Below are 22,898 nucleotides of genomic sequence, written 5' to 3' on the forward strand. Positions count from 1 at the left end.
GATTATGGCATCGTTTATTATAGAAGGAGGTTGTCGCCTCAATGGAGAAATAATCCCGCAGGGAGCAAAAAATGAAGCGTTACAGGTTATCTGTGCCGTTTTACTTACACCCGAAGAGGTGGTGATCGAAAACATTCCTGACATATTAGATGTTAATAACCTGATTGCTTTATTAAGCGACATGGGTGTGGAAACAAAAAGGCTAAATGAAGGGGCTTGGTCGTTCAAAGCAGAAAATGTGGATATAGACTATTTACAGAGTCCTGAGTTTATGAAGAAGAGCGCTTCTTTACGTGGTTCGGTAATGATAATAGGCCCTCTTGTAGCTCGGTTTGGTCGTGCTTTGCTTCCTAAGCCGGGTGGTGACAAAATAGGTCGCCGCCGATTGGATACTCACTTTATCGGTATCCAAAAGCTTGGAGCAAATTTCGATTATGACGATGCAACGCAGATATATAATATTTCAGCTGATAGATTAGTCGGTACCTATATGCTTCTTGATGAGGCTTCGGTAACAGGTACTGCAAATATATTGATGGCTTCTGTTCTTGCAGAAGGTGAAACTACGATCTACAATGCAGCTTGTGAACCCTATATTCAGCAACTAAGTAAGTTGTTGAATCAAATGGGGGCGAAGATTACAGGTGTTGGCTCTAATTTATTGCGTATCGAAGGAGTAAAAACACTATCCGGTGCGAAACACCGTATTCTGCCTGATATGATTGAGATAGGTAGTTTTATCGGAATGGCTGCAATGACAGGCTCTGAGCTGACTATAAAAGATGCTGCTTACGACGAATTGGGTATTATTCCCGATACTTTCCGCCGACTTGGTATTCAATTGGAAAGACGTGGCGATGATATCTTCATTCCGGCACAAGATGAGTACGTAATAGATACATTTATCGATGGCTCTATTCTTACAATAGCAGATGCTCCATGGCCGGGGCTTACTCCCGACCTTATCAGTGTGTTGCTGGTAGTAGCTACACAAGCAAGAGGTAGTGTGCTGATACATCAGAAGATGTTTGAAAGTCGCTTGTTTTTTGTAGATAAACTGATAGATATGGGTGCTCAGATTATTCTTTGCGATCCGCATCGTGCAACAGTTATTGGTATGGGAAAACGTGCCATGCGTGCTACTATGATGACATCGCCGGACATTCGTGCCGGTATAGCATTGCTTATAGCAGCTATGTGTGCCGATGGTAAGAGTACTATTCATAATGTGGAGCAAATAGACAGAGGATATCAGAATATCGATGTTCGTCTCAATCAGCTTGGTGCTAATATTATGCGTTTAGATTAAGATTAAAAATTATTGTATTTATTATAACATATAAACATTTTCAAATTTTTAGACTATGACAGAAAATGAGAAATATCTTCGCGATCATTTCCTAGTTAGTATAAAATCAGGATTTCTATCCCTGGAAGATATAATTGCTGAAACACTCGAAGCCGTTGAAGACGAAGGGTGGGGGAGTGAGATCTCAGAAGAATGGGTGAATGAAAACGTTAAACGTGAGTATGAAAAGAATGTTGTTGCTAGCAAATCGTGGCAACACCCTACAGATACTGAACGTTTACATGAAGTATTCGACAATCTTTGTCGCGAAAAAATAGTTGCATTGCACAATGCAGGTTATGATACGGCTGATGCTGTATATGATGCTCAAGATATATGGAAAGATATTGAAGATGCGGGTACTAAGCCAATCGGTTATTGCTATTATCATGGACAAGATCTAGAACGGGTAATAGAAGAAGGTATTCTCAATATTGGTTTTTATGGTGCCAAAGAGAATAATGATAAAGAAGCCATTATCATTGGAAATAAAGTCGTTGCTGCTTTCAAAGCTGCCGGATTTAATGTAGAATGGAATGGTGCCGCTTCCCGAAGAATTGCTATACAAGATTTTAATTGGCAAAATAACTTTACTTCTGATGAAGAGGTTGAAGAGAAATGGGGATATGAAAGAGTTTTAGATTTGATGGTCAATTAAAACTAAAGATATTTCAAATAAAAAAGAGGATTTCTACTAAAAATCCTCTTTTTTATTTATTTGGTATTTTTCTTTATTTCAATTCTTTGATGCGAATATTTTTGAATTTAACAGGCGAACCATGTCCCAGAAATCCGATGTGCCCCTTCTTATTGAATAAACCCGGATGTTCTTTCTTATCGACTGTTCCATTTTTAGTTGCTTCTTTCAAATTACCATCTAGAATTACCGTTCCGTTTAATGTTATTTTGATTTGATCGCCATTAGCTATCACTTCCTGATAGTTCCATTCTCCAACAGGTTTCAAATACCCTCTTTTAGCAGGCATAATGCCATATACGGAACCATGATATTGATATTCTTCAAGATCACTGTAGATAGGAGCATCATTATCCAGTATTTGTAATTCCATGCCTACATAAGCTGCATCTCCTGTCATAGGAGTTCGGATGCCTAATCCATTATTAGCTCCCGGTGTTAGTTGAAACTCAAAGCGGAATATAAAGTTTCCATATTCATCTTTTGTGAATAAATTTCCACCATAAGTTTTACTTGGGTCTAATGAGATAGTTCCATCTTCCATTGTATAATCTACTGTGTTGCCGGTCCATTCATGCATATTAGTTCCATCGAATAGTATCTTATAGCCATCTTTCTGCTCTTCTGCCGATAGTTTGAATGGTTCGGTACGTTCCAATTCCTTCACATAGATATCTCTGTAATAAACCTTGCTGCCGTGTGCCTGTAGTTCAAGTTGTTCTATGGCAGGAAGCGGTTGGGAACGATCCCAGAAGTTTTCGAGGATAATATTATCTGTAACAAGTTCTCCATTTAGTTTAACTGTTACACGATCGCCTACCATTTTAATGTATAATGTATTCCATTCACCCAGTTTGTTGTCTGCCACCTTCAATGGTTTGCTTGGGTTCTTTTGGTTGTTGTATAAGCCTCCTGATCCTACTTCTGCACCAACGTTTGTGCGTGCTATATCCCACATCTGTACTTGAGGTGTGCCACGCAGGTAGATACCTGCATCAGCTTCGGGTCCAGCAGGGTCGAGCATCCAGTCTATATACATTTCAATATCTCCGTATTGCTTTTGAGAACAAATGTTGTCATATCCTTTTCCGTCAAATATCAATAGACCATTTTCTACTTTCCAGTCTTTACGCATTTGCTCGTCAGCCTTTTCTTGTGCTTTGGCTAATTGTGCGGGTTTCATTTTCGCACGTGCGATCGGATTTTCGACCAACCCTTTCCATCCCGTCAGATCTTTTCCATTAAACAAAGATACATATCCTTCTTCTTTGGACATTTCTGCCAGATGTTTGCGGATAGCTTCTCTTTGATATTGTGCATCAGGATTGTCAAGAACTTCAATTACTTTATTCAATAATGCTTCTACATTTTTTCCTGTGAAGTCTTTATTTTCTAATGCAATATTCATTACAGCATGAGCTGCTCGTTGTTGTACCGGTTTTTGATCTAGATATTCGCCTGCAAAGATCAAACCTAAAAATGTATTGGTGCGTCCAACCTGTGCAAGGATAGCATTCTTTTGTGCATCTGTTTTTGCTATTTCCATTGCTTTCTTTAAGCTTAATAAACGGTTCTCTCCTGTATATGCAGGATTAGATACCAGTTTGATATAAGCTTCGAGAGCGCGGTCGAAATATGCAGAGGATGCAGTATCTTTACAGATAGCATATAATACATCGGCTGTTTCTATATTCTTACGAAGAAGAAGCGCTTCGAACGCAGCATCTTTAGCTGCACCCCTACCGCTATTAAATCCTGTTGTAAGTATATCTAACACAGAGTCATCGCCGATAGTAGCAAGAACCGAATAATAAAGATGCTTTTTATTATCCCCTGCTTTTTGCATTTGTCGGATGACTTCTGCTTGTTGTTGAGATTTAGGCTTGAATGAAACCGCACTTACTACCGCTTCTTGAAGAGGTGCAATAGCCGATGCATCAGCAGATTCAAGCATTGTGTATAAGCCTGTAAGGTCTTTTTCAGTTACAACATATTTCAATGCGCTGTAAGCTGCTGCTTTTACTTCCGGTGATTCTGATTTGGTTTGTTCGAGTACAATACTCATATTTGGAGTTGAGTTGCGAAGAGCGAGTAACTCTAATGCTGCAATTTTTCCTGCATCTTGTGCTGTGGGGATTACGCTAGCTACAGTAGGACTTATATCTCCATCGAAACTTGCTAATGCTCCTTGACCCAAGAGTACAGCATCTTTACTGCTACTTGTTAATAGTTTCGCCAAGCTGGGTATTGATGATTTATTCCCGATTCTAACTAATGACCATGCAGCTGCTTCCTGTACTTGAAAATCACTGTTGTATAATTCTCCTTGAAGTACCTCTACTGCATTTGCCTTTCGGATCATTTCATTTTTAACAGGGCATCTGCTCTCACGTCCTAACCAATTGATGATATCGATTTTATTATCATTTTTAACTTTGGCTATTGCTTTTACAATTTCATTGTATGTTGACTGATTTGCAAAATCGGAAGTATATATGAGAGCGGCATTGCGATAAGCTTTATCTTGGTCTTTCAGTGCGGATAAAACTAATTTTATTCCATTCTCTTTTTGAATAGATAGCAATATGTACAAAGCTGCATCACGAGTTTGGGTTTTGTCAGCTTTAGTTGCATCTTTCAATAGATTAGTTGCTGCCTTTTCTGCATCTTTTACATCACCTTGTGATAGAACTCTTTTGATAAGTGCGATATAGGCATCGTTACCATTGCCTTTATCCATAGTATATCCTGCTTTTAAAGCTTCGTCAGCTAATGCTTTCAACGAAACTTTCGTTCCGGTTCTGCCCAGTGCATACAAAACTGCCTTTTTCAGGTCAATATCAGTTGTACCTAATAATGTCAGTAATTTTGGTTCTGCTTGAGTGGATTGGGTGAACCCTAAAGCATTTACAATATCGATCTGCGGTTTTCCATTGCTGGTATTCAGAGCCGCGAATAACGCTTGTTTCGATTTCTCGCTGTTTATGGTAGCAAGAACTTGAGCCGCAGGAGCACTTAGCGATTCATCGCTAAGATAAGATGCAAGTTTATCTATACTTTCGTCTTTGCCTACTACATCTAGTTGACGAATGATAAATGCTTTTGTTTTACGCTCGCTTACCTGATCCAAGGCTTTTAGATAAGCATTGGCTACAATTAATCGAGAGTTGTCTTCTCCTGTAGCCATTACAAAGTGGGACAAACCGCTGAGGGCATACTCTACTTGTGCATTACTGCCTTTTCCGGGAGCATGCATCATGCTGACTAATTGTAATACTCCCGGTTCTCCGGTAGTACTAAGGTCTTTAATTAATTTGTTATAATTTGCTTGTTCTTCGGCTGGCATTTGAGCTAAAACATCTGCAACAATAGTTTTGGATGTTCGGTTAGTCGGCGATTGAGCCAATGCCATAGTGCCACAAAGCAAAAGAGTTCCTATAAATGAATATATTTTTTTCATGTTGTATTTCTTTTGTATGATATTAAGTAAAAGGATGTATTTATTGTCTCATATTAAAGTAATATCTACCAATCATAGTTATACTTGGATGGGCAATAAATAGGTCTGTGACCTTAAATACTCCAAGGCGCGCGCATTGGTTGATCGAGTAAACGATTAGCGGCTTCGTCATTTATAAATTCCAGTTTCACAGGGTCGAAATGTAGCGTCCGATTCAATCGTAAAGCTACTGCTCCCAGATTAACTACAGTACACGAACGGAATCCATTTTGCTCGTTGAGGGCAAACGGTTGGCGGGTATGCACACATTTTATAAAATCTGTTTCTTGCGGATCAGGCTCAGGGAAGTCAGCCAGTTTTCGCTCCCAATTGGGAATATCACATACAAAATTCTTGTAGACATTGCCATCAGGTCCTGCAATGTAAGGAGTATCGGGATCTCCGTAATCTCCACCCCATAGTACTATCTGGCATCCATCTTCATAGGTATATGTTATGGATCGCCAAGTTCCGACAGCATCGGGATCTTGTTGAGGGGCATCTACTTCTATTTTTACAGGGCTGGTATTATCTTTGCCTAAGAGGTATTGTACGGGGTCTATGTAATGTTGTCCCATATCACCTAGGCCACCTCCATCATAATCCCAATATCCCCGGAATGTTTGGTGTACACGGTGAGCATTGTATGGCTTATAAGGAGCTGGTCCTAACCACATATTGTAGTCGAGTTCTTCGGGCACAGGTTGAGGCTCAAGATAGTCTTTTCCTACCCAATAGAATTTCCAGTCGAAACCTGTATGTTTACTTATGGTAACTTTCAATGGCCAGCCGAGCATGCCACTTTGTACTAATTTCTTTAATGGTTTGACAGGGGTACCAAGACCATAAAACTGATCTTCGAACCGGAACCATGTATTTAGTCGGAATATACGTCCGTATTGTTTCATAGCTTCCATCACACGTTTACCTTCTCCGATAGTACGTGTCATGGGTTTCTCGCACCAAATATCTTTACCTGCTTTAGCTGCTTCGACAGACATAATTCCGTGCCAGTGTGGCGGAGTTGCAATATGAACAATATCTACGTTTTTATCTAGAATGAGATCACGAAAATCATGGTAGGCGGCAATATTATCTTTCACCAATTGTTTACCCAATTCCAGATGCTTTTTATCTACATCGCAAACTGCAACTAGGCGAGTGCCGGCGTAATCTACATGACCTCGACCCATGCCTCCGGTGCCGATAATGCCTTTTGTTAATTGATCGCTTGGTGCTATAAAACCTTTCCCAAGCACATGACGTGGTACGATACTGAAGACTGCAATTCCTCCAACTAATTTGAGGAAGTCTCTTCGATTAGTTTCCATAAGTATGATATTTTAATGATTAACTAGTTAGGAGTAAAGTTAATAAAATATTTTAAATTAATAAATTTTTTCCCTTATTGAAATGTTATAAAATGTATTTTTCCATGCCTGTAGTATAGTGTACTTTATACTTTCCATCTTCGTCATAGATAAAGAGTGCATCAAGGAAAGGGAATGTATCTACCCATTGTTTAGCTACATCAATTCCCACCACCAAAAAAGCCGTAGCAAAAGCGTCTGCTGTTAAAGCATCGCAGGCAACCACAGTTGTAGATAATAGGTTATGTTTCACCGGATAACCTGTTCGAGGATCAATCGTATGTGGTATTTTCTGTCCGTTTTCTATATAAAATTGTCTGTAATTGCCCGATGTTGCAATTCCTCTATCCGAAATTTGTAGAATTAGTTGTAAATCTTGGCCGGGTATAAGATTATTGTCAGATGGTTTGTCCACCCCTATGCGCCAGGCTTCACCACTGGTATTTAGGCCACTCACTCGTATTTCGCCACCTATCTCGATAAGATAATTACTTACACCTCTTTCCTCTATAAAGTCGGCTACTATATCTGCTGAATATCCTTTTGCTATTGCGTTTGCATTTAAAACTATATTGGGATGTGACTTTATAATTCGTTTATTTTCCATGCGAATTTTATCCATTCCTATATATTGTTGCACATCGATAAGTTCGTCAGTGTTGATAGGAGCTCTTTCTTTAAAACTGAATCCCCATATACGAAACAGAGGTTCAGCGGAAATGTCGAAAGTTCCGTCTGTCAGCTTACTTATTTCTTTAGCCCTGTTAAAAACGGTAGAGAAATAATTGTCTACTTCTATATCCTCATTTCTGTTTACACAGGATATGATAGATGTTTCGTCATATACCGATAATGATTTTTCGAAGTCACTCAGCAAGTTTTCTATATCAGGCTGAAAATCGCGTTCGCTGTCATCTTGATAGATGATATTGTAACTAGTGCCTTCGGCTTTGCCACGTATATTAGAATAGAATTTTCCGTTATATGATAATATAAGATCCATAATGGGAATAGCTTATTGGAAAAGAATAACAAGATAAGAAAAAATGTAATTGGTATAATAAAAATCTCCCCTTGTTAACCACAAGAGGAGATTTGAAAAGATAAATGAAAAATCAAGAAGCAGATATAATCTGCTATCTTTGCTATTTCGCGAGTTTTATTTTCTGTAACTTGTTTTTACAAGTGGGCAGTTTAGTAGATAATCTAAACTAAGTTTTACACTTTCTGCCGGAGTGAAGTTGTATTTCTCTACTTCTACTACTAAATACTCTGTGCCTGCAGCATCAGTATTTTTGAAGATAGCATCGAAACCAACCATTCCACTTTGGCCAAGTTCTTTATTGTCTTTTATATGAAGTAATTTGAAACGTCCCGGATATTTGTTGAAATAGTCAACAGGGCTTTGAGCACCTCTTACTACCCAGTATACATCCATTTCGAAAAATACAAGCTCAGGATCAGTATTCTCAATCATGTAATCATACATAACTTGGTCTTCTACTTTCTTGAACTCATGGTCGTGGTTGTGATAACCGAATTTCATACCCTGTGCTTTACATCTTTTACCGATTTCATTGTAAAACTCACAATATGTTTGTAGATCTTTAATTGTTTTAGGTACTTCCATCCATGGAGCTACAATGTATTCCATGCCTGCTGCTTTATGAGCTTCTATACAAGTATCCCACCATTTTAGCGATTCTGAAAAGTCTTTAGTCGCTAATTCTTTTTCGGTCAATGACTTTGTTGTATGAGAAGATAAAACTTTCATTCCTGCATTTTCTATGTCAGCTTTAAATTCTTGAGGTGTTTTGCCATAGAACTTGCCGTCGCCGTATCCTGCTGCTTCTACAGCAGTGAATCCCATTTCGCCGGCTTTTTTTATTGTTCCTGCATAATCTTTCTGTATGTCATCACGCAAAGAATAAAGTTGCAATGCTATTTCCTTTTTTTCTTTAGCTTGCTCAGTAGATGCAGATGCATCTTGTTTGGAAGAACATGCTGACGATATAAGTAATAGTGCAGCAATGTATAATAAACTTTTTTTCATGATATTGAAGATCTTAATGAAAACTTCATTGTAATTATAAAAATCAAATCTATGGAATCTCCATAGATTTGATTTTATTTTAAATATATCTCGTTAGAGAAATTTAGTCTAGAACTTTAACTTTGATGTTACGGAACCATACATCATCACCATGATCTTGGAATCCGATATATCCTTGTCTGTCAGGACCACCACAGTTATTCAGCAATTCGAATGCCAATGGCCATTTTTCTTCGCTGAATTTGCTAGCTTGAAGCATTTCTGTCCATTGTGGAGTCCACAAATGGTATTCAACAACATTCACGCCATTTTGACCATGAACAACAGTTCCTTTATAAACCATGATCTTAGCTTTGTTCCACTCGCCAAAAGGTTTTTGGTTTTGAGGTACAGCAGGAATCATGTCGTATAATGAAGCTGACATTCTGTTATTGTCTTTTCCTAGTTTAGCATCCGGATGATTTGCATTATCCAATACTTGGAATTCAGGAGAAGAAATATAAATAGGCTCCATTCTTAACTCACCTGTTTTAGGATCTTTAGCTTGGATTTCTTGAGCTAGATAGAAGATACCAGAGTTTCCTCCTTTAGATACTTTCCACTCTAATTCAAGTTCGAAGTTTTTGAATTTGTGAGCGAAGATAATATCTCCACCTTCTTTGTCTTGAGCTTCTCCACCGCCTGAACCGCTAAACTTGATAGCGCCATTGTCTATAGCCCATTTGTTAGGCACATGATCTTTTCCGTAACCACGCCATCCGTTAAATGTTTTACCATCAAAGATAGTGATAAAGCCATCTTTGTCTTTTGGATAAGCGGAAATGTCTACTGTTGCGTTTTCAACAACTGTGTATTCAGGTCCCATTTTTTCTGTTTTTAAACTATCACTTGCGGCAGCATCTGTTGCAGCTTTATTTGCTGATCCACTACAGCTAGATAAAGCACCTACAGCTAGCAGACAGCTCAAAGAATATACAATTTTCTTCATTTTTTTATTTAATTTATTATTAACTGTTTAATTTATTATGGCATGTCAGGAAGTTTCCAACCATCACGATATGTGTGCTTAATCAATTCTTGAGCAAATGCTTGTGCATTAACAGGATCAGTCCAAGTTTTATTAAATGTCGGGTGACCGTCTTTGATTTCAAAACCATCTTTAATAACAGTTCTGATCATAGCATTATCAGGAATATTTGTAAACCTCATGTTCGGACCATCCCAATGTAATTCTTGGTTAAGACCTTGTAGTCTGATAGCAAGAACTCCCATTACAACCATTTCGTTGAATGGACCTGCTTCGCTGAAAGGAGAAGCGGTTTGTACACGGCTCGATGCATCTTCCTTACAAGCACGTACCCAGTCCATTTGATGAGATTCTTTCACTTCTCTCAATACTTTAGGAGCTGAAGGAGTGCGGCCAGATAATAACCAAGGGTCTTTACCGTAGCATCCGCAGATAAGAGTATCTTTTGTTCCGTGGAAAATAACGCCACCACCATCATCATTTAAGCTTTTGTTAGCAGGCATTCCTTCCGGACGCATTGGCATTAAACCTCCGTCATACCAGAAAACTTCTACTTCAGGCATGGCTACCTTAGGCATGTTTTCGCGAGCAGGGAAAGTTAATTTCACCATTTGTGCCGAAGGAGCACAATCTGTCAATAATAGAGTTGAGCTACCTTGTACTTTGGTAGGATATCCTAATTTAAGACCTTTGAATACAGGGTGAAGGATATGACAAGCCATATCGCCTAGTGCACCTGTTCCGAAGTCCCACCATCCACGCCAGTTCCAAGGAGTATAGATTGGATTGTATTCACGATATTTAGCAGGTCCTAAGAATAGATTCCAGTCTAAAGTCTTAGCTGGTTTTTCACTTCTTTCAGGAACATTTAATCCTTGAGGCCAGATTGGACGGTCAGTGAAAGCTTCTACTTTAGTTATTTCACCTATTTCGCCGTTCCATATCCATTCGCAAGCTTTACGAACACCTTCGCCTGACGACCCTTGGTTACCCATTTGAGTAGCAACCTTGTGTTTGTCAGCCAATTTTGTTAATAGACGAGATTCGTATACACTGTGAGTAAGTGGTTTTTCACAATAAACGTGTTTTCCCATAGTGATGGCTTCACTAGCTATAAGCGCATGAGTATGGTCAGCTGTAGCTACCATAACTGCATCTGCCGATTTGCCTAACTCGTCATACATTTTTCTGTAATCGTAGAAGGTTTTAGCATTAGGGAAATGTTTAAATGTACCTGCACTGTACTTCCAGTCTACGTCTGCAAGACCAATGATATTTTGGCTTTCCAGACCTTTTAGAACTCCGTTACCACGGCCGCCGACTCCAATACCTAAAATGTTAAGTTTGTCACTCGGGGAAACGTGTCCAAAATTCTTTCCTAGAACCGTATTAGGCACTATTGCTAGTCCTAACGCAGCTTTTGCTCCTGTGCGGAGAAACTTTCTTCTTGAAATTTCTGATGACATAAGTTCGCTGTTTTTTAATTAATAAATGTGTTTCTTAGATTTATAAGGATTATGATTAGTTTTTAATTTTAACCCCTTACTATCTCTTGATTGTCTTTATCCCAATACATGGTACGGCCTTCAAGATAAGCTCTGGTACCCATATGTGCAGTAATAGCTTCCTCAAAAGCCTCCTTGATACCGCATGACGGTTTTTTATTTCTGTCGCGAATACACTCTAACCATTCACGGATGTGAAGGAATGTTGTATCGTAACGTTTTCCACCTATATATGAATATAATAGTCCACGTTGAGCGAAATACAGTTCTGTAGCCGATGTGATGGCATCGACGCTGCTATTTCCCGGAACGTAAGTATATAATGGAACATCAGGTTTGATAAGGCCTGATTCTATTTTATCTTTATATCTGGTTGAACCCGGATCTACTTTCACTGTTAGCGTATCGGCAACCTCCATGCATGCGTCATGTCCCATTATAACTTTTCCACGAGGACGGTTGCTCGCAAGTGTAGCACTATAAAGCATTGAAAAGTTAAAGTCAGGAAATTCGAATACTGTTTGTAAAACATCCGGAACTGTACGTCCGTCTTTGAAGAAATACACACCTCCCGACGATGCTGCCGAATGTGGTATTCCTGTTCCTAATATTTGATTTACAGCGTCGTACTCATGCGTTAATAAGTCGCCACTCAATCCTGTGCTATAATCCCACCAACAACGCCAGCGGAAGAAGCGTTCAAGACTGAATTGTACTCTGTCTTCGGATCCAACATATTTCATCAGACCATTTTTGCCCATATAGGACATATATTCATCAATCCTGTTTTGAGGACCTTCGAATTGTTTCCAGTCGATAGTCTTCGGATTGGCTTTTTCATGGATAGGATATACCCAGGCTCCATTCGGATCGTTTCTATTAGTACATACTTCTATAAGAGAAATGCTTCCTAATAGTCCGTTGTCTATTATTTCTTTTGCTTTACGATAACTGTCTACTTGACGACCTTGATGTCCCAATTGGAATACAATTCCGGTTTCTTTTACAGCGGTTACAACGTCGTATGTTTCAGGTACAGTCCACGATAGAGGTTTTTCAACATAAACATGTTTTCCGGCTTTAGCCGCATCTATGGTCATGGTGGAATGCCAGTGATCGGGCGATGCTATAATTACTGCATCTATATCGTCTGCTGCCAATAACTCTTTATAATTAAGGTAACGTTTTGGTGGTGTTCCCATCTTTCCGTTTGTGCCTTCTCTATTGATATTAGCTCCGGCCAAAACAGCCTCTTCGCCGTAAGTATCGAAAATATCGCAGACTCCTGTGATTACAATATTCAGGTTATCTTGTTCGAGATAGTCTTTATAACGTGTATCGCGAGAATCTTTTTTCGCACCTTCTTTTAATTTATCTATATGCTCGGGAAGTGCAAATCCTGCTGCTCTTAATAATTGCTTACCTCTAATACCAAATCCAATTATACCTACTCTGATTTGAGGACCATCTACTTGTGTGGCTGTAGCAATAGGATTTTCGCCGCTGGTATTGAATATATCTCTTATTTGTTTCTTTTTATCGTCTTCCAGACCTTTCTTTTTGAACAAGCCGTAGGCCATAGCTCCTACAATGGGTACGCCAGCTAATGCTTTTAAAGCATCACGTCTGCCTTTAGATGGTGTTTGTTCTTGCTTTTCGACCGAATCTTTTTTTTCGGGCGAAGTATTATCGTTGGGTATGAATTCTTCTTCAGATGTATTTCTATCTTCAGGTATCATAATTTATGTAATCGTTTTATTCTTTTATTTTTTATTAAGAGCTTTACAGATATATCGGTCAATTCCAATAATCTGTGATGTCGGAAAAAACACTAATACCATCAGAGCACATATCTCAATAATATTTTTGTCTATCCATAAGTAAGAACCTTCTGAGGGCATCATATATTCTGCTCCGATAAAGGGTACGTGTGATATATAATAGAGAACTAATAAAATAACTCCCCCAATAGAAGCGTAGCGTGATAAGCAGCCTAAAATGAGACCCAGACCAACCAGGATTAATGCGTATACATTAATGCAGTTGCTAATTGATAATATCGTTGGGTTGTTCGCAATGTCTTGGTAATAACTTGCTAGCAATCCTTTAGAATCCATTAAATAAGGATAAGCAGTCCAATTGGAATTGAGAAGTTTCACAAGTCCCTCGTAAAGAAAATGCCAACCAATTAGCATTCTTAAAGCTACCAGCCAGAAAGTTTGGGGACGAGTATAAGATGTTTGTTTACTCATTATTGATATTAAGATTAATATTTAATTAAAAAAGAACCACATAGTGATACTAATTCTATTCTTAATGTAAGCTCTGTTTATCACCAAGTGTTAAAATAGCTTGCATTCTAGTGCTTTAAATTAAGGAAACTCGCTAGTTTCATGGTATCTTCTGAAAATTCTTTTTGAATCGTACTTTATTGTATTTGTAAAGACTATTTCTCGAAACAGTTCTTCGAGTTCAAAAGTAATTTTTTTTTAATTATTACTGAAACATAAAAAGAATAATATTATAGTAAATTTCTTAAAACAAGTTAATCTGTAATAATTATGTATATTTACTTCTCTTTATTGGTGCTTTTTTGATGGCATTTCGATGTTTTTCGTGACGCATTTTGTAAAAGCTTCATTGTTAAAATTATTTAATAATTAATTTCTGTAATACCAATCTTTGAGCTTCTGTTTTTTTAGGGAAATTTATTTATTCGGGATTTAATAACGAATCATTTTTTACTATATTTGTGAGTTCTTAATGATATTGTTAACAGGCATCTGAAAAATAGTTGCCATTAAATTTAAATTAAATGAATACATTATTGTTCTTAGGGAATCTCGGTACAGGTGAGATCATAATTATTGCTATTGTTATAATACTGCTATTCGGGGCAAAAAGAATTCCTGAACTTATGAAGGGTGTCGGCAAAGGCATCAAGGGTTTTAAGGAGGGTATAAATGGCCTTGAAGAAGATGTGAATGGTAAAGTAGCAAATAAAGACTGAGAATAGCACCTTATAATAATATGGAAGAGGAAGAAGAACTAGGAACCGGCATGTCTTTTTGGGATCATTTAGAGTCATTCAGGTGGACACTTTTAAGATCGATAGCAGCTTTATTTATATTTGCAATTGTAGGTTTTGCTTTTATGCCTTATCTGTATGATAATGTAATAATGGCACCGGCAAAAGCTGACTTTTTTCTGTACAGATACCTCTGTAGTATTACTTCTTCGGTATCTTTCCTTCCCGATTTTTGTGATGATACATTCCATGTTACCATTATTAATTATAAGTTGGCGTCGCAATTCTTCAGGCACATGAGTACCTCTTTTTGGTTAGCTCTTATTCTGGCTTTCCCTTATCTGGTTTTTGAAATATGGCGTTTTATCCGTCCTGCATTGTATGCGCATGAGAAGAAGAATATCCGATGGGTATTTGTATTTGGAACACTTATGTTTTTCTTGGGTTGCACAGTGGGATATTCTCTCGTGTTTCCGATGACGCTGCGTTTTTTATCCACTTACCAGTTAAGTGAGGATATTATCAATCAGACATCCCTGGATTCTTATATGGATAACTTTTTGATGCTCGTTTTTATTATGGGTATTGTATTTGAGTTGCCTCTATTATCGTGGTTGTTGTCTCAGTTTGGCTTGTTGAACCGTTCCTTCTTCAAGAAATACCGCCGTCATGCAATAGTAGGGTTATTGGTTGGAGCTGCTTTTATAACACCATCGAGCGATCCATTTACACTTTCGGTAGTATTCTTCCCTCTCTACTTCCTTTTCGAGTTGAGCGCCTTCTTTGTGAAACCAGCACCACCCAAGGAAGATGGCGACGAAGATACCGAGGATGGAATCAACTTGTTTCAGTTCGGGGACTCAAAAGATAAATAAATCATCATTAGACTTAAATAAAAAGAACGACTGTCATTAACAGACAGTCGTTCTTTTTGTAGGTTACAATTAGACTTTTTATTTTATTCTACTCCCAGCGTTAACTTGCATATTTCAATTTCTTTCAGATCACCGGTGTTTTTACGTAGTGCATCCGAAAGTTTTACCGCTTGTAGGTATTCTCCCTTAGGTGTTGCCTTGATATCTGTCAGTTTTATAACCATATTTAGAGCTTTGGCACCTACGTCGTTAGTTAGGAATGTGCCAATGCCGTATGTGTCGTGCAATCGCCCGTTCACATATTTCTTTATCTCTCTTACACGTTCTACATTAAGAGAATCGCTGAATACGATGGTCTTCGATGTAGGGTCTATTCGGTTTTCAGTATAAAACTGAATTGTTTTGTCTGCAAAATCCAAAGGGTCTCCACTGTCGCAACGAACGCCGTCGAACAGTTTAGCTTGCTTTAAACTAAATGACTTGAAAAATGAGTCTGTGGTATATGTATCGGTCAATGTTATTCCCAGACTACCCTGAAATACTGCTACCCACGCTTCGAGGGCTTTTATGTTTGCTGCCCGATAGCCAAATAATGCGCCGTGATACATAAACCATTCATGGGGCATAGTGCCAATCGGGATAGTATTGTATTTCATTGCGAAATAGACATTGCTTGTGCCTTTGAAGTATGCTCCCGAATTTTCTTTTAGTATTCCTATCACTTTGTCTTGTACATCGAAAGAAAAGCGTCGGCGTGTGCCGAATTCGGAAAAGTCGGCTTGTATATTTTTTAGCTCTTTAGCCTTAGCTAATGCTTTTTCTTCCACATCTTGTGGTTTCACACCGGTCATGTCGAAATAGAGTTCTGATATAATAGCCATCAGAGGAACTTCCCATAGCACGGTACGATACCAGAATCCTTCTATGGTGATTTCTAATTCGCCACCATCTTGTACAATTAATACCTCTTCGGGGTTGTATTTATATCCTTCGAGAAAATCAATAAAGACAGGATCGAAAAAGTAACACCTTTTCTCAATAAACTTTTTTTCATCTTTACTGAGTTTGAGATTTACCATTGCTTCCACTTCTTCTTTCATCTTTTCGGCGAAGCCCAGTGGAAATTGAGTATTACCTCTGTTGGTGAATTTATATTTTACGTACGACCACGGATATAGTCTTTGAATGGCATGCATTACAGAGAACTTATAGAGATCGTTGTCTGTAAAATGTTTTATAATCATATCGGAATGTTTTTATTGTTAGAATAACAAATATACATATTAAACAAAAAGAAAAGTCAAAAAGATCCTATCGGACTTTCTTTTTCACGACAATTAATTGTTTAAAAGTAACAAGCGTGACACTATTAATTTTGAAATTGCCTCGACTTTTATTTTAGTTACGTAGTAAAAGGAGTTTCAAAGTGCTTTCTAGATTTAAGTATAGGAATAAATCGTATTCTGAAGATAAATCGCTTAATTTTAGAATATTAATTGGCTCTTTTTATTCATCTTCAGTATCTTCATCATCTCTACCAAATAAACTTCCTCCTTTAATTTTATATGACACATAAAATAATACTCCGCTAGTAATGGCCGAACCCATGCAAAGAGGTGATAATTCTGTTATTAATGATAAGTTTGGTCGACCTCTTCTGTTACGAAAAAAATGGGGTGGTGTTGTCACCATAAAAAGAATAAGGGCAAGGATTGCAAAAGTTAAGGTGAAATCGCTTAGATACTTTCTCATAGATGTTTAAATGTAGATATGTAAACAAAGATATAACAGAAAATGAAATATTACCTTATCTTTTAATGCAAAGAGATGATCTAATGCAAAGATATTCTTTCTGATCCTGACTGATTTTAATAGAGATAAATTCAAAATATTTGATAAAGTGATTTACCTTAATAATTAATTTATGAGATATCCATTTTTTGCTTTTCAAAAAAAATATTACTTTTGGCTTATAGAACTAAAAAAGAACAAACAGCAATGGTATTCCGTTTTTTACTTTTGTCAGATGAAGTTGAAGACTTCAGACGTGAAATTCAGATAGATGCAGATGCAACATTTTATGATTTGCATGAGGCGATTATAAAATCTGTAGGTTATAAGGAGGGCGAGATGAGTTCCTTCTTTATTTGCAGTGATACTTGGGAAAAAGAAAGAGAGATTACACTCGTAGAAATGAATACTAGTTCCGACGAAGATTCCTTCACGATGAAAACATCTGTTTTAGATTATTTCTTAGAAGATGAAAAACAGAAAATGATGTATGTGTTCGATTATATGACCGAACGTGCATTTTTCATGGAACTGCGTGAAATCATTACCGGTAAATCTCTCGAAAAAGCTGTTTGTACGAGATCAGAAGGTGAGCCTCCTGCCCAGTTTGTAGATTTCGATACACTCGAAACTGAAGCTGTTACAATAGATACCGGCGAAAACTTTTATGGTGATGAGGGTTATGACCTTGATGAACTTGATGCCGAAGGTTTCGATGGTTTGGATGATGGCACAGATGGTGCTGCCCCGAGTGAAGAAGAATTTATATGAAACAATTAATTGTTCTGCTGGGACCTACCGGAGTAGGTAAGACGGCACTTAGCCTTCGTTTAGCAGAGCATTTTAAAAGTCCTATTATCTCGGCAGACTCACGGCAATTTTACCGTGGATTAGAAATCGGAACAGCCGCTCCTACCGCAGAACAAATAGAGCAAGTCGAACATTTTCTTGTTGGTAACTTAGATGTTACAGATTATTATAGTGCCAGCGAATTCGAGAATGATGCTCTCTCAATAATATCGGAACAACATAAATTACATGATGTAATAATTGCATCGGGTGGTTCTATGCTCTATATCGATACCCTATGCAATGGTATTGATGAAGTGCCCACTATCGACGAAAATTTGCGTAGCGAGGTTTACGATTTATTTGAAAAAGAGGGGTTGAATCCCATTCTTGCTCAACTGAAAGTGCTCGATCCTGTTTTTTATGATCAAGTGGATTTGAAAAACTACAAGCGTGTAATTCATGCTTTGGAGGTTTGTTTAATGACAGGCAAGCCTTATTCTTTCTTTCGAACTAAAACAAAAAAACACCGCCCGTTTAATATTATAAAGATTGGCTTAATGCGCAATCGGGAACAACTTTACGAGCGTATCAACCACCGTGTGGATGATATGATGAAACAGGGATTGCTTGATGAGGCGAAACGGTTTTATCCACAGCGACAGCTTAATTCGCTAAACACAGTAGGATACAAAGAACTCTTTAAATATTTGGATGGTGAATGGACACTGGACTTTGCAATCGAAAAAATAAAACAAAGCACCCGAATTTATTCTCGCAAACAAATGACATGGTTCAAGCGAGATCAAGAGATACATTGGATAAATCTTTCGGAGATAAATGAAGAGGAGGCTATGGAACAAATATGCCATCTTGTTTGTTAAGTTAAGATATTAATGATTGGAGAGTGGCGCTTTTGATAATAAACTTACCATTAACTATTTATATTTTAATGTGTAAAAGTGGTTCCAATATTTTTTATTATTTTTGTATTTAATTGTAGAAAATTTAAATAAACACAAATAGGATATATGAAAAAAAGAATCTCTTCATTGATTAAATTATCGCTGGTAGCATTGCTTGTCTTAGGCGGCTCTTCGGGTTGTACGAAAGAGTATTATGATGTTTTTAACGATAACTCTATTGTTGGATCAAAAGTTATTACACGTAATTTTGATGTTGAAAAAGCAGATTGGGTATGGAATCCGCATGCTAAACGGTACGAAGTTACAATTGATTTCCCTGAAATTGATCATGATCTCTATGAGTTTGGAACAATTGTAAGTACTGCCTTTATAAACGAAGAGTTTATTGATTCAAATGGTAATTCCACTGTGTTTGAAGTGCAAACAGAACTGCCAATTGTTCGGACTTTTGATGATATATTGCCAATATATACAGAAAAGGTAAGTAGTGATATATATTTGGGTAATCCAAGTTCTGTGACATTTTATATTCAAACGTCAGATTTGACCAGTACAAGTCCTTTTTTAATGGATTATCATTTTAAAATGGCGCTTATTTGGGATAGCGGATTATAATGAACTTATATATAAAAATAAAAAAGGCACAATTTAAATTGTGCCTTTTTTATTTACCTTCGCATATATGAAAAGAGGACACGCCGATTTACCGCTTCATTATGGAACAGTACCCCCGTGGCTGGCTCAGCGGATGAGTCTGCTGGGCGGTGCTATTGTTGAAGCAATAGTGTTGGAGTATGGGCGCACGGCTTTGCTTCAACGGTTGAGCGATCCTTTTTGGTTTCAATCATTAGGGTGTGTTTTAGGTATGGACTGGCATTCGTCAGGAATTACTACTTCGGTAATGAATGCCCTGAAAAAAGCTATCAATAAACGCTCCGAAGAATTAGGAGTTTATGTTTGTGGTGGGCGGGGTAAATCGTCTCGTCAGACGCCTGCCGAACTCATTCAGATAGCAAATAAAACCGGATTGAACGGTGATGAACTCGTTCGTAATAGCAAATTATCGGCTAAAGTAGATAATACAGCCGTACAAGATGGTTTTCAGCTCTATCTTCATTCGTTTATTGTAACGGTCGAAGGTGAATGGGCTGTTATTCAGCAGGGAATGAATCCGAACGAACGGATGGCAAGACGCTATCATTGGCTATCGTCGGCCATCGATTCGTTCATCGAAAATCCTCACACATCGGTTTGCGGCAAAAACCAAGGGCTTATTCTTAATCTTACTGATAAACTAGCAGCTCCGACCAAAGGGGGAATACTTGAACTTACTCACGAATTACCCGATAAATTAATGCGTGAAGTATCGCTAATCTTACCCCGTCATCACGAAGTGGAGGCTAAAGATGTTAATCTCAAGCGTCTTGGTGCTGCTCTTATTCTAGCGCATGAGACTAATATCAAAGATTTTGAGTCGTTATTGTTACTCGAAGGTGTTGGTCCTCGCACAGTACAATCGTTGACATTGGTAAGCGAGGTGATACACGGTACACCATCACGATTCTCCGATCCTGCACGATTTGCTTTTGCTCATGGAGGAAAAGATGGGCACCCTTTCCCCGTACCTTTAAATATTTATGATGAAACGATCGACATATTCGATAAGGCAATCCATCAGTCTAAATTGGGGGATAAAGACAAATCGGATGCCCTAAAAAATCTTTCGCGTATCTCGCAGGAGATGGAAAAAGGTTTTGTTCCGAACAATTATTTTGATGATTTGGTGCAAAAAGAACGTGATACATCTTATCTTTACGATGGCAAAACAGTATTTGGTAATGCAAAGAAGCCAAAAGATAAAGGGCAACAACTGAAGTTGTGGGATTAATTTCCTGACATATTTATATAACACAATAATTACAAACTCAGAATGAAAAAAAAGATCGTACTAGTCAATATATTACTCCTTTTCACACTTTTAACAGTAAAATCCCAAAACGAGTACAAATTACCGGAGGGAACAACCATTCAGGATGCTAGAGAAATGCTGGAAAAAGAGTTGCAGCATATAGACGATTTTCTGGAACTTAGAGCTATTGCCGGACTGAAGATTAGTCCGGGTGATGTGGATGAAACTGAAGAAGAGGAGGACGATGTAGTCAATTTGAGTAGCATTAAGCCAAAGCTTCTCTCTAAAAAGGAACTGAAAAAGCAGCTCACTGCTTTTTTTAATACTGTTGAATTCTATCAGGAATTGAAGTATCCTCAGTCTAAGATAAATCCGAGTTATAGTTTATATTCACTGGAAGATATTATTCGCCTCGAATTGAATGATTCTGATACAGCGTCTTTTGTTTTGAGAAAGTTGTTCTATAAGGATGGGACAACCGATATCTTGGCGCAAGATAATATATCAGGGCTTAATCTTCCCAATATGAAGACTGTAGATAGTGCTTTGGTTGATCTGAGTTTTAATTATCCGATTGATTTTACTAAAATATCTATGTCAGAACGCAATCAGAGATACGAGGAAGGTGAAAGTTTTATCCAATTGCAGTCGATAGGAGGTAAGGAAGTCGAATTGGTTTGTAGTAGGGATTTGTATAAGAAAATCAGTAAACAAGATGGAACTACAAAAGACGGCAAGACCGAAGCAACGAGAAGGAGTTCTTATAATTCTGCACCTTCGCCCGAAATGTTTGATTATGTCGAAAAACTTAAGGTTTTTATAAATGAAATAATCGCTAATATTGATGCCGGAAAATATCAGACAATAGAGGATTTGGAAGAATACGTAAAATTAAATGTACCGCAGGATATTTCTGTTCAGTCAGAAAAGCAAGATATTACATTGTCATATTATTTCCCCAAAAAGATTGATGAAATAAATCTTTATTTTCCCATATACGATACGTTCAAGTATTCAACCATTATAAGAAATGTTCAATTGGACTCATATGAACGGGTTAATTTTTCTATTGCAACAGATACCGAAAAAGAAAAGAGGGGAATTGTTGATAAATCGGGAAATTGGATCGTAGAGCCGCAATATACTTCTTTAGTTCATGTTTCGGGGGTATTTTACAGTGGTTCTCTTGAAGAGGAATATCTTCAGACATCATATAAGTTAGATTCAATAGGAAAAAAATTAAACCCTTATGGGTTTTTGATCGATCGTGTATTCGATTCTTTCTTACGTATACAAAATGAAAACGAGCTTTTTGGTATAGCTGATACAGATGGCAACGTTGTAATACCACCGCGATATGCACAAATAAAAGATTATGAATATGGTTCGCTTTTTATTGGTGTAAATTATATCGATAGTCTTTCGCAAACAATGGAGCTTTACGATTTCAAAGGACAGAAAGTTTTACCCGGCAAATATGATATGATCGAAATAAGCGGTGATAGAATAGAGGCCGTCTCTACATCGGGAGGCAAGATTCATCTTGCAATTTATGATAGAGAAACGAGAAGCGAGTTAAAGAACGAATGGTTTGACGAAGCTGAATATGGAAGATCGAGATACCTTTACAAACGCTATGATTTTGATTTGGGAAATTATAATTATGAAAATATGCAAGGTACAATCGTAATACCGGCACTTGATGGTTATGAATTTGTAGATGAAGAGTTTTTCGGGCAACTAGTACGTGTCTCTAAAAAAGATATTGGAGATGAAAATGAAAATATCTATGGCTATGTAAATATAAAAGGGCAACTGGTGATTCCTGCGATCTATGAGAATGCTATGCCATTCAGAGGGAGATATGCGTATGTCGAAAAAGACGAAAAGGTAATGCTTATCGATGCTGATAATAATATTCATAGAGAGTTTTCGTCGCGGCTATGGAGTGATATTGATTACTACTCTGACCCAATAGAAGACACCATATATATTCTTGTAGATGGGGAATCGTACGATATAAACGGAGATAGGATAGGATTGGAGTTTACAGATCCTGTAATCGAATAACATACTCCTGA

At 37.7% G+C, this 22,898-nt stretch carries 19 protein-coding genes; 9 read left to right on the forward strand and 10 right to left on the reverse strand.

Going from position 1 to position 22,898, the window contains the following annotated elements; all coding sequences use genetic code 11:
• Window positions 1–4: 4 nt before the first annotated feature.
• Together murA and G7Y56_RS01960 are read left to right on the forward strand one after the other, a co-directional pair.
• A complete protein-coding gene (murA, locus tag G7Y56_RS01955; RefSeq protein WP_165040589.1) occupies window positions 5–1,309 on the forward strand; it encodes a UDP-N-acetylglucosamine 1-carboxyvinyltransferase in 1,305 nt (434 codons plus the stop codon).
• A 55-nt stretch (window positions 1,310–1,364) separates the two neighbouring features.
• Window positions 1,365–2,006, forward strand: a complete 642-nt coding sequence (locus tag G7Y56_RS01960) for a hypothetical protein (protein ID WP_165020640.1) — start codon at window positions 1,365–1,367, stop codon at window positions 2,004–2,006.
• A 73-nt stretch (window positions 2,007–2,079) separates the two neighbouring features.
• Here the strand turns inward: G7Y56_RS01960 and G7Y56_RS01965 are convergent, their stop codons facing one another.
• The 8 genes from G7Y56_RS01965 to G7Y56_RS02000 all read right to left on the reverse strand — a co-directional run bounded on the left by G7Y56_RS01965 (window position 2,080) and on the right by G7Y56_RS02000 (window position 13,751).
• Complete coding sequence (locus G7Y56_RS01965) at window positions 2,080–5,505, reverse strand: DUF1080 domain-containing protein (RefSeq protein ID WP_165040591.1); 3,426 nt, start codon at window positions 5,503–5,505, stop codon at window positions 2,080–2,082.
• Window positions 5,506–5,618: 113 nt separating this feature from the next.
• Window positions 5,619–6,875, reverse strand: coding sequence for a Gfo/Idh/MocA family oxidoreductase (locus G7Y56_RS01970; protein ID WP_165040593.1), 1,257 nt, complete (start codon window positions 6,873–6,875; stop codon window positions 5,619–5,621).
• Window positions 6,876–6,960: 85 nt separating this feature from the next.
• Window positions 6,961–7,917 (reverse strand): FAD:protein FMN transferase, encoded by a 957-nt coding sequence (locus tag G7Y56_RS01975; RefSeq protein ID WP_165040595.1) that lies wholly within the window; start codon window positions 7,915–7,917, stop codon window positions 6,961–6,963.
• A 156-nt stretch (window positions 7,918–8,073) separates the two neighbouring features.
• Window positions 8,074–8,967, reverse strand: coding sequence for a sugar phosphate isomerase/epimerase (locus G7Y56_RS01980; protein ID WP_165040597.1), 894 nt, complete (start codon window positions 8,965–8,967; stop codon window positions 8,074–8,076).
• Between the two features lie 103 nt (window positions 8,968–9,070).
• A complete protein-coding gene (locus G7Y56_RS01985) occupies window positions 9,071–9,955 on the reverse strand; it encodes a DUF1080 domain-containing protein (RefSeq protein ID WP_165040599.1) in 885 nt (294 codons plus the stop codon).
• A 35-nt stretch (window positions 9,956–9,990) separates the two neighbouring features.
• A complete protein-coding gene (locus G7Y56_RS01990; RefSeq protein WP_165020646.1) occupies window positions 9,991–11,460 on the reverse strand; it encodes a Gfo/Idh/MocA family protein in 1,470 nt (489 codons plus the stop codon).
• 68 nt (window positions 11,461–11,528) lie between these two features.
• Window positions 11,529–13,238, reverse strand: a complete 1,710-nt coding sequence (locus G7Y56_RS01995; RefSeq protein ID WP_165040601.1) for a Gfo/Idh/MocA family protein — start codon at window positions 13,236–13,238, stop codon at window positions 11,529–11,531.
• A 24-nt stretch (window positions 13,239–13,262) separates the two neighbouring features.
• Window positions 13,263–13,751, reverse strand: coding sequence for a DoxX family membrane protein (locus tag G7Y56_RS02000; protein WP_165040603.1), 489 nt, complete (start codon window positions 13,749–13,751; stop codon window positions 13,263–13,265).
• 563 nt (window positions 13,752–14,314) lie between these two features.
• On the opposite strand from G7Y56_RS02000, the gene G7Y56_RS02005 reads away from it, so the two are divergent.
• Both G7Y56_RS02005 and tatC read left to right on the forward strand, forming a co-directional pair.
• On the forward strand, window positions 14,315–14,509 hold the full coding sequence (locus G7Y56_RS02005; protein WP_165020649.1) for a twin-arginine translocase TatA/TatE family subunit: 195 nt from the start codon (window positions 14,315–14,317) through the stop codon (window positions 14,507–14,509).
• 20 nt (window positions 14,510–14,529) lie between these two features.
• The gene (tatC, locus tag G7Y56_RS02010) at window positions 14,530–15,402 is read left to right on the forward strand and encodes a twin-arginine translocase subunit TatC (protein ID WP_165020650.1); all 873 of its coding nucleotides are present in this window, start codon (window positions 14,530–14,532) and stop codon (window positions 15,400–15,402) included.
• A gap of 83 nt (window positions 15,403–15,485) precedes the next feature.
• Here the strand turns inward: tatC and pncB are convergent, their stop codons facing one another.
• A complete protein-coding gene (gene pncB, locus G7Y56_RS02015) occupies window positions 15,486–16,646 on the reverse strand; it encodes a nicotinate phosphoribosyltransferase (protein WP_165040605.1) in 1,161 nt (386 codons plus the stop codon).
• 262 nt (window positions 16,647–16,908) lie between these two features.
• The gene (locus G7Y56_RS02020; protein ID WP_165020652.1) at window positions 16,909–17,154 is read right to left on the reverse strand and encodes a hypothetical protein; all 246 of its coding nucleotides are present in this window, start codon (window positions 17,152–17,154) and stop codon (window positions 16,909–16,911) included.
• 246 nt (window positions 17,155–17,400) lie between these two features.
• Here G7Y56_RS02020 and G7Y56_RS02025 point away from each other — a divergent pair, with 246 nt between their 5' ends.
• The 5 genes from G7Y56_RS02025 (at window position 17,401) to G7Y56_RS02045 (ending at window position 22,887) form a co-directional block, all read left to right on the forward strand.
• On the forward strand, window positions 17,401–17,964 hold the full coding sequence (locus G7Y56_RS02025) for a plasmid pRiA4b ORF-3 family protein (RefSeq protein WP_165020876.1): 564 nt from the start codon (window positions 17,401–17,403) through the stop codon (window positions 17,962–17,964).
• Entirely contained in the window at window positions 17,961–18,866 is a 906-nt protein-coding gene (miaA, locus tag G7Y56_RS02030; RefSeq protein WP_165040607.1) for a tRNA (adenosine(37)-N6)-dimethylallyltransferase MiaA, read from the forward strand. Before G7Y56_RS02025 ends, miaA begins: the two co-directional genes overlap by 4 nt.
• Before the next feature lie 147 nt (window positions 18,867–19,013).
• Window positions 19,014–19,523: a hypothetical protein gene (locus G7Y56_RS02035; protein WP_165040609.1), complete on the forward strand. Its 510-nt coding sequence runs from the start codon at window positions 19,014–19,016 to the stop codon at window positions 19,521–19,523.
• A 67-nt stretch (window positions 19,524–19,590) separates the two neighbouring features.
• The gene (locus tag G7Y56_RS02040; protein ID WP_165040611.1) at window positions 19,591–20,796 is read left to right on the forward strand and encodes a DUF763 domain-containing protein; all 1,206 of its coding nucleotides are present in this window, start codon (window positions 19,591–19,593) and stop codon (window positions 20,794–20,796) included.
• A 42-nt stretch (window positions 20,797–20,838) separates the two neighbouring features.
• Complete coding sequence (locus G7Y56_RS02045; protein ID WP_165040613.1) at window positions 20,839–22,887, forward strand: WG repeat-containing protein; 2,049 nt, start codon at window positions 20,839–20,841, stop codon at window positions 22,885–22,887.
• Window positions 22,888–22,898 lie beyond the last annotated feature (11 nt).

This window comes from Dysgonomonas sp. ZJ709, from assembly GCF_011039195.1.
Lineage (GTDB): Bacteria > Bacteroidota > Bacteroidia > Bacteroidales > Dysgonomonadaceae > Dysgonomonas.

Excerpts from the sequence above, each read along its gene's own strand:
- G7Y56_RS02005 (WP_165020649.1), top strand. The coding sequence starts at position 14,315 with ATGAATACATTATTGTTCTTAGGGAATCTCGGTACAGGTGAGATCATA.
- G7Y56_RS01975 (WP_165040595.1), bottom strand. The coding sequence starts at position 7,917 with ATGGATCTTATATTATCATATAACGGAAAATTCTATTCTAATATACGT.
- G7Y56_RS02000 (WP_165040603.1), bottom strand. The coding sequence starts at position 13,751 with ATGAGTAAACAAACATCTTATACTCGTCCCCAAACTTTCTGGCTGGTA.
- G7Y56_RS01985 (WP_165040599.1), bottom strand. The coding sequence starts at position 9,955 with ATGAAGAAAATTGTATATTCTTTGAGCTGTCTGCTAGCTGTAGGTGCT.
- G7Y56_RS02045 (WP_165040613.1), top strand. The coding sequence starts at position 20,839 with ATGAAAAAAAAGATCGTACTAGTCAATATATTACTCCTTTTCACACTT.
- murA (WP_165040589.1), top strand. The coding sequence starts at position 5 with ATGGCATCGTTTATTATAGAAGGAGGTTGTCGCCTCAATGGAGAAATA.
- G7Y56_RS01970 (WP_165040593.1), bottom strand. The coding sequence starts at position 6,875 with ATGGAAACTAATCGAAGAGACTTCCTCAAATTAGTTGGAGGAATTGCA.
- miaA (WP_165040607.1), top strand. The coding sequence starts at position 17,961 with ATGAAACAATTAATTGTTCTGCTGGGACCTACCGGAGTAGGTAAGACG.
- G7Y56_RS01980 (WP_165040597.1), bottom strand. The coding sequence starts at position 8,967 with ATGAAAAAAAGTTTATTATACATTGCTGCACTATTACTTATATCGTCA.
- G7Y56_RS01995 (WP_165040601.1), bottom strand. The coding sequence starts at position 13,238 with ATGATACCTGAAGATAGAAATACATCTGAAGAAGAATTCATACCCAAC.
- G7Y56_RS01990 (WP_165020646.1), bottom strand. The coding sequence starts at position 11,460 with ATGTCATCAGAAATTTCAAGAAGAAAGTTTCTCCGCACAGGAGCAAAA.
- G7Y56_RS01965 (WP_165040591.1), bottom strand. The coding sequence starts at position 5,505 with ATGAAAAAAATATATTCATTTATAGGAACTCTTTTGCTTTGTGGCACT.
- G7Y56_RS01960 (WP_165020640.1), top strand. The coding sequence starts at position 1,365 with ATGACAGAAAATGAGAAATATCTTCGCGATCATTTCCTAGTTAGTATA.
- G7Y56_RS02020 (WP_165020652.1), bottom strand. The coding sequence starts at position 17,154 with ATGAGAAAGTATCTAAGCGATTTCACCTTAACTTTTGCAATCCTTGCC.
- G7Y56_RS02025 (WP_165020876.1), top strand. The coding sequence starts at position 17,401 with ATGGTATTCCGTTTTTTACTTTTGTCAGATGAAGTTGAAGACTTCAGA.
- pncB (WP_165040605.1), bottom strand. The coding sequence starts at position 16,646 with ATGATTATAAAACATTTTACAGACAACGATCTCTATAAGTTCTCTGTA.
- G7Y56_RS02035 (WP_165040609.1), top strand. The coding sequence starts at position 19,014 with ATGAAAAAAAGAATCTCTTCATTGATTAAATTATCGCTGGTAGCATTG.
- G7Y56_RS02040 (WP_165040611.1), top strand. The coding sequence starts at position 19,591 with ATGAAAAGAGGACACGCCGATTTACCGCTTCATTATGGAACAGTACCC.
- tatC (WP_165020650.1), top strand. The coding sequence starts at position 14,530 with ATGGAAGAGGAAGAAGAACTAGGAACCGGCATGTCTTTTTGGGATCAT.